Genomic DNA, 5,883 nt, shown 5'->3' with positions numbered 1-5,883 from the left:
GGGTGCGCGAGGGGCAGGGCCGGTGGGAGACGGTCACGCCGTCGCAGTTCCCGCACGAGCGGGAGGCGCTGGAGCACGTCCGGAGGCTGCTGCCGGACGCCGAACCGTACCGCGCCTGGTCGAACTTCACCTTCACCGCGACCACCGGGCACATCCGCGAGGTCGACCTGCTGGTCGTCGCCCGCGGCGGCGTCTACCTCATCGAGATCAAGAGCCTGGTCGGCCGGCTGACCGCGTCCGGGTCGAACTGGACCCAGCACCGCGACTCGGGCGACACCCGGATCTTCGACAACCCGCTGCACCTGGCGAACCAGAAGTCCAAGGAGCTGCGCTCCCTACTGGAGAACGCCGGCCGCGCGAGCCGGACGAGGACGCGGATCCCGTTCATCCAGCCGGTGGTCTTCCTGTCGAACCCGACCCTGCGGGTCGAGCTCCCCGACCACCAGCTCCACTGGGTCTTCGGCCCCGAGCGAGGCACCCCCGGCGGCGCCACCGATCAGAGCGCCAGCAACCGCAGCAGCGGCAGCAGCGGCAGGGGCGGCAGGGGCGGCATGACGCTGCCGCCGATCTGGTCCGGCCTGCTGGACGCGCCGCTGCGCGACGAACGGCAGCGGGTCACCCCCGAGCTGTCGAAGGCCCTGGCCAGGCTGCTGCCGGCGGCCGGGATCGCCCGCAGCCGGCGCCACCAGCGGGTGGGCTCCTGGCAGTTGGAGTTCCCGGCGTTCGACTCCGGCCCGACCTGGCAGGACTACCATGCCGCCCACGTCCAGGTCGCCTCCGAGCGGCGACGGGTGCGGATCTACCTCGTCGAGCGGGCCGCGGGGGAGGCCGAGCGGGCGGAGCGGGAGGCGGCCGCCCGCCGCGAGTTCCTGGTGCTGCACGGGATCAACCATCCGGGGATCGTCCAGGTCGACGGGTTGGAAAGCCACGAGGCGGGCCCGGCGCTGATCTTCCGTCACCGGCCGGACGAGATGCGCCTGGACCACTATCTCGACCGGTACGGCGACCGTCTCGACGCCGGCACCCGGCTGTCCATGATCCGCCAACTGGTCGAGACGGTCGACTACGCGCACGGCCGGCATCTCTACCACCGGGCGCTGGCGGCCCGCAGCGTCCTGGTCGTGCCGTCCAGGGGCCGGGGCGGCCGCGCGGCGGGCGGGAACGGCGACGGCACCGGCGGGCAGGGCTGGTTCGCGCCCAAGCTGATGATCAGTGACTGGCAGGCGGCGGCCCGCGACACGGGCTCGGGCACCGGTGCGCTGACGAGCACGGCGACAGGCGCGCTGACGAGGACGTCGCGCGAGCTGGCGGTGGAGCCCGCGGCCCGGTTCCTGCCGCATCTGGAGCTGGCCGCCGCCAGCTACCTGGCGCCCGAGATCGGCGCCCCCTACCCGGACCCGGTCGGCATCGACGTCTTCGGCCTGGGCGCGCTGGCCTACCTGATCCTCACCGGCCAGCCGCCCGCGGACGGCCCGAACGCGCTGAAGGCGCGGCTGGAGCAGTCCGGCGGCCTGCAGCCGGCGGAGGTCGTCGACTCGCTGTCCGAGACGGCGAACGAGCTGGTGGCGCAGGCGACCCGCCCGCTGCCCGACGACCGCTTCGCCAGCGTCGGTGAGCTGCTCGACTGGCTGCTGCTCGTCGAGGACGAGTTCACCCGGCCGGACGTCCCGGTGGCCCTTCTCGGCGACGGCGCCGCGGGCGACGGCCCGCCGACGGACCCATCCACGCCGGAACAGGCCGGGCCGGAGCCCGAACCTGAGCCGGAACCGGACCCGCTGGAGGCCCAGCGCGGCGACCTGGTCGGTGGCGAGTGGCGGATCAGGGAGCGGCTGGGCACCGGTTCGACCAGCCGCGCCTTCCTGACCCACAACGAGAAGACCAGCCGCGACGAGGTCCTCAAGGTCGCCCTCTCCGACGAGCGGGCGGCGCGCCTGGAGCACGAGGCGTCGGTGCTGGGCCGGCTGAACGACTCGCGGGTGATCCGCCTGGCCCGCCCGGACACACTGGTCGTCGGCGGACGCACGGTGCTCGTCCTCGACCACGCCGGCGAGCAGACCGTGGCCCGCCGGCTGCGTGAGGGCCGGCTGTCCGTCGACGAGCTGGAGACCTACAGCGACTACCTGTTCGGCGCGGTCGACTACCTCGACGGCGAGGGCGTCGCCCACCGCGACCTGAAGCCGGACAACATCGTCATCCGCCGCCGGCCGAATCGTACCTACCAGCTCGTCCTCATCGACTTCTCGCTGGCCAACATCTCGGTTCGCGACACCACCGCCGGCACGCCCCGCTACCTGGACCCGTTCCTCGGCGCCGGCACCCGCACCACCTACGACGACCACGCCGAGCGCTACGCGCTGGCGGTCACCCTGCACGAGATGGCCTCCGGCGAGCTGCCGCTGTGGGGCAACGGGGCCGCCGGGGAGCGGTTCACCGAGGGCCCGCCGGCGGTGGTCACCGAGGCGTTCGACCCGGCGATCCGCGCCGGCCTCACCTCTTTCTTTCTGCGCGCGCTCGACCGGGAAGCGACGCGGCGGTTCGCATCGCTGAAGGACATGCGCGACGCCTGGCAGGCCGTCTTCCGCGCCGCCGACTCCACCCCACCGACCCCGACCGTCCACCCGTCGGGCGACGGCCGGCCGTCGCCCGGCATGCTGGGGCCGCACCCGGCCGGCCCCGCGGGCGCCGCCGACGAGAAGGCCGCCCAGCAGGCCCGTGACCAGGCCGCCGCGGCTGCCACCGCCGACACGCCGCTGGAGGCCGCGGGCCTGTCGCCGCGGGCGGTCTCGGCCGCGCACCGGCTGAACGCGACAACCGTCGGCGAGCTGCTGGCGCTCGGCTCCAAGGAGATCATCAGCCTGCCGGGCACCGGCGCGAAGACCCGCCAGGAGCTGCAGTCCCGGATCCGCCTGTGGCGCCGCGCCCTCGCCGGGCCCCCGGCCGGCACCACCTCCGCCGACACACCGGACCGGCCGACGCCGGACGGGCGGCAGCCGGCCGACGCGACGGCGATGACGACGACGGCGGTGCCGGCGGTGCAGGACTACGCCCGCATGCCGGTCGAGGATCTCGCAGACCGGCTCCTTCCCCGCGTCCTCTCCGGTGGGCGGGGCGACACCGAGCGCGAGGCGACCCGCCTGCTGCTCGGTCTGCCCGACGCCTCGGGCGCGCTGCCGGACGTACCGCTGTGGGCGCCGCAGCAGCAGATCGCCGAGCGGGTCGGGGTGACGTCGGGCCGGATCGCGCAGGTGCTGACCGCGCGGCGCAGGGCCTGGCGCGCCGACGACGCGGTCCGCTCGGTGCACGACGAGCTGGTCGAAATCCTCGGCGACGCCGGCCGGGTGATGGGCTTCGACGAGCTGGTCACCGCCGTGCTCGCCCGCCACGGCAGCTCCCCGCGGCGCTCGCGGCCCGAACGGCACGCGCTCGCCGCCGCCGCGGTCCGGGCCGCGCTGGAGACCGTCGACCTCGACTCCGAGCCGCGTCTGGCCCGCCGCAGGTTCTACGAGCGGACGCTGGTCGCGCTGGAGGCCGCCGATGACGACGGCCCGCTCACCCCGGCCGCGCCCGCGCTGTTCGCATACGCCATCGCCCTGGGCCGGACCGCGGACCGGCTCGCGCGGGCCGAGGAGCTGCCCGCCCCGGCAACCGTGCTGCGGGAGCTGGCCGCGGTCCGCGCCGTGCCGGCCGCGGGCAGCGCCGACGACGCCGACGACGCGGGCCTGGCGGACGGCGGCACTCCGGCCGCCGTCGACGGGCTGGCCGGGTTGCCGCCGCTCGAGGCGCAGCGCCTCGTCCGGCTGGCCGCCGCCGCGTCGCGCACCGCAGCCGCCAACGCCCGCCTGGAGATCTACCCGCGTGACCTGGATCTCGTCCGGACGCTGCGCCTGGCCCAGGCCGGCGTGCTGCCCACCCGCCCAGCCGCGGTGCCGCCGCGGCCCGGTGGCGGGCCGGACGAGCGGCCCGACCGGCCGCTGCTGGACGTCGCGACCATCCACGAGCGGGTGCGTAACCGCTTCCCTGGCCTCACCACCGAGCTGCCGACGCACCCGGCTCTCGACGGCCCGCTGGCCGCGGCCGGGTTCGCCCTCGAGTGGGACGCGGCCCGTGACGGCTACGTGCCACCGCACGGCCTGCTCTCCTCGACCGGGATCGGTTCGACCGGGTCCGGCTCGCGGGCGACGCCGGTCGTCCGTCAGCCCACCGACCTGGGCAGCAAGCCCGTGCGCACGGTGTTCGACAGCCCCGACCGGGCGGCCGCGGCGCTTGCCGAGCAGCGGCTCGCCGCCGCCGTCGAGGCCGGCGGTTTCCGGGCGCTCACCGTCCGGCGTAACCACTATCTGGCCGCCCGCGCGGAGCTGGCCAGGCCGCACCGGTTCGCCGCCGAGCCGGTCGACGTCGCGGCCGTGTTCCTCGATGCGCTGCACGCCGAGGTGGATCCGCGGCTCAAACCGACCTGGGCGACGATTCTGCGCGCCGACGCCGCCGAGCCCGGCAGCCGGGCCGCCGGCAACCTCGCCGAGTACGTCCGGACGGCCTGGGAACGGGCCGCGCCGCTGCTCGCCGAGCTGGTCGACGCCCCCGCCAGCCGCACCGACCCCGACGGGGCTGGGCCCGACGGCGTTGGGTCAGGTCACGCTGGGGCCGGCCGCACTGAGCCTGGTCACGCTGAGCCCGGTCGAATCAGGCCCGGTGGCTGGCCGGCGCCGCTGCTGCTGCACGACGCCGGTGTGTTCGGCCGCTACGGCGGCCGCGGGCTGGACGTGCTGTTTGCGCTCGCCGAGCGGGCCCGCGACGGCGGCCGGCCGCTGTGGGTCCTGTGCCCGACAACCGAGCCGACCCGCCCACCCCGCCTCGGCGGCGCCCTCGTCCAGTTGGTGACCGAGAGCGAGTGGATCGCCCTACCGGACGCCTGGGTCACCAACCGGCACCGATCCGCCGACGAGCACACCGGCCTCACCGACAAGGCATCCTGACAAGACGACCGACCGAGCCCCACAGGCGCACCAGCAGCCGTAGAACTGACTGACGTCGGCAGCGCACATGCCGCCCTCGCCCCAGGCGCCATGACCAGGGCAGACCTTCGGTCAGGGCGTGTCCGTATTGACACCTGGAGCCACAGGGCGCATGCTGTGAACGCCCTGGGATACACGCCCCAGTGGAAGTGGCGCCCCGACCCTCCGGATGGTGGGTGCGGGGCGTTTGCGCTGTTCAGGCACGGTGCACCGTGATCGGGCCATGCAGGGCGAGATACTCGCTGCGCCCACGCGCCTCAGCCTGGAAAACGGCGCTCGCCACCGCGTCAGCGGCCCACAACAGTGGATCATCCTCTGAGGCCGGGAAGCGGACGGAGAGGGCAACGCCCTGTCCACGCAAGCCGGCGAGGACGCTTCGGTCATGGCGGTTACGGGAATGCTCGCGCCGCTCGATGAGGAGCTCCTGGACCGTGTCGCGCAGCTCCCATGACAGCCGGGCGAGACAGAGACCCCGAGATCGCTCTGCCATCTCGGCTCCCCTGGCCGTCCGCACGACGACCAGGGTGGGCAGCTCCAGCGCCCGGATCGTCTCGGCGACGGCTCGGCGGCGCTTGTCGGAGTCGCGGCCGAAGTGGGGCCGTTGGCCGTGCAGGCGCAGGCGGCCGAGTTCCTCGCGGGTGCGGGCGAGAAGCTCGGGAGCGGCCGGAACCAGGACGGCGGCGAGTACGTATACCTGCCGCTGCTTCCCCTGGCTGCCGTAGGACTCGTCAACCGCCGCGAGGAGACCGACAGACGACGCCTTTCCATGCGGAACGTGCACATATACCTCCCCTCCGTCGCTACTCCAGCGAAGGGGACACTACCTCTACCAACCATCGACCTCACACAGAGGGCATCTAACGCGCTGCTC

General features: G+C 74.5%; 2 protein-coding genes. One reads left to right on the top strand and one right to left on the bottom strand.

The genetic code is table 11. The features are described 5' to 3' along the window. Positions 1–4,973 (top strand): BREX system serine/threonine kinase PglW (gene pglW, locus CM1CMNOD_RS12670; RefSeq protein ID WP_347403394.1); only part of this gene is annotated, 4,973 nt, incomplete at its 5' end. A 235-nt stretch (positions 4,974–5,208) separates the two neighbouring features. Here pglW and CM1CMNOD_RS12665 read toward each other — a convergent pair. Then, on the bottom strand, positions 5,209–5,793 hold the full coding sequence (locus tag CM1CMNOD_RS12665; protein ID WP_013874004.1) for a DUF3800 domain-containing protein: 585 nt from the start codon (positions 5,791–5,793) through the stop codon (positions 5,209–5,211). Between the last annotated feature and the right edge of the window lie 90 nt (positions 5,794–5,883).

Origin of the sequence: Protofrankia symbiont of Coriaria myrtifolia (assembly GCF_900634755.1) — a bacterium.
In the GTDB taxonomy this organism is placed as follows: Bacteria; Actinomycetota; Actinomycetes; order Frankiales; family Frankiaceae; genus Protofrankia; species Protofrankia coriariae.
The sequence above is the reverse complement of the archived record's forward strand: the minus strand, read 5'-3'. Positions and strand labels throughout refer to the sequence as shown.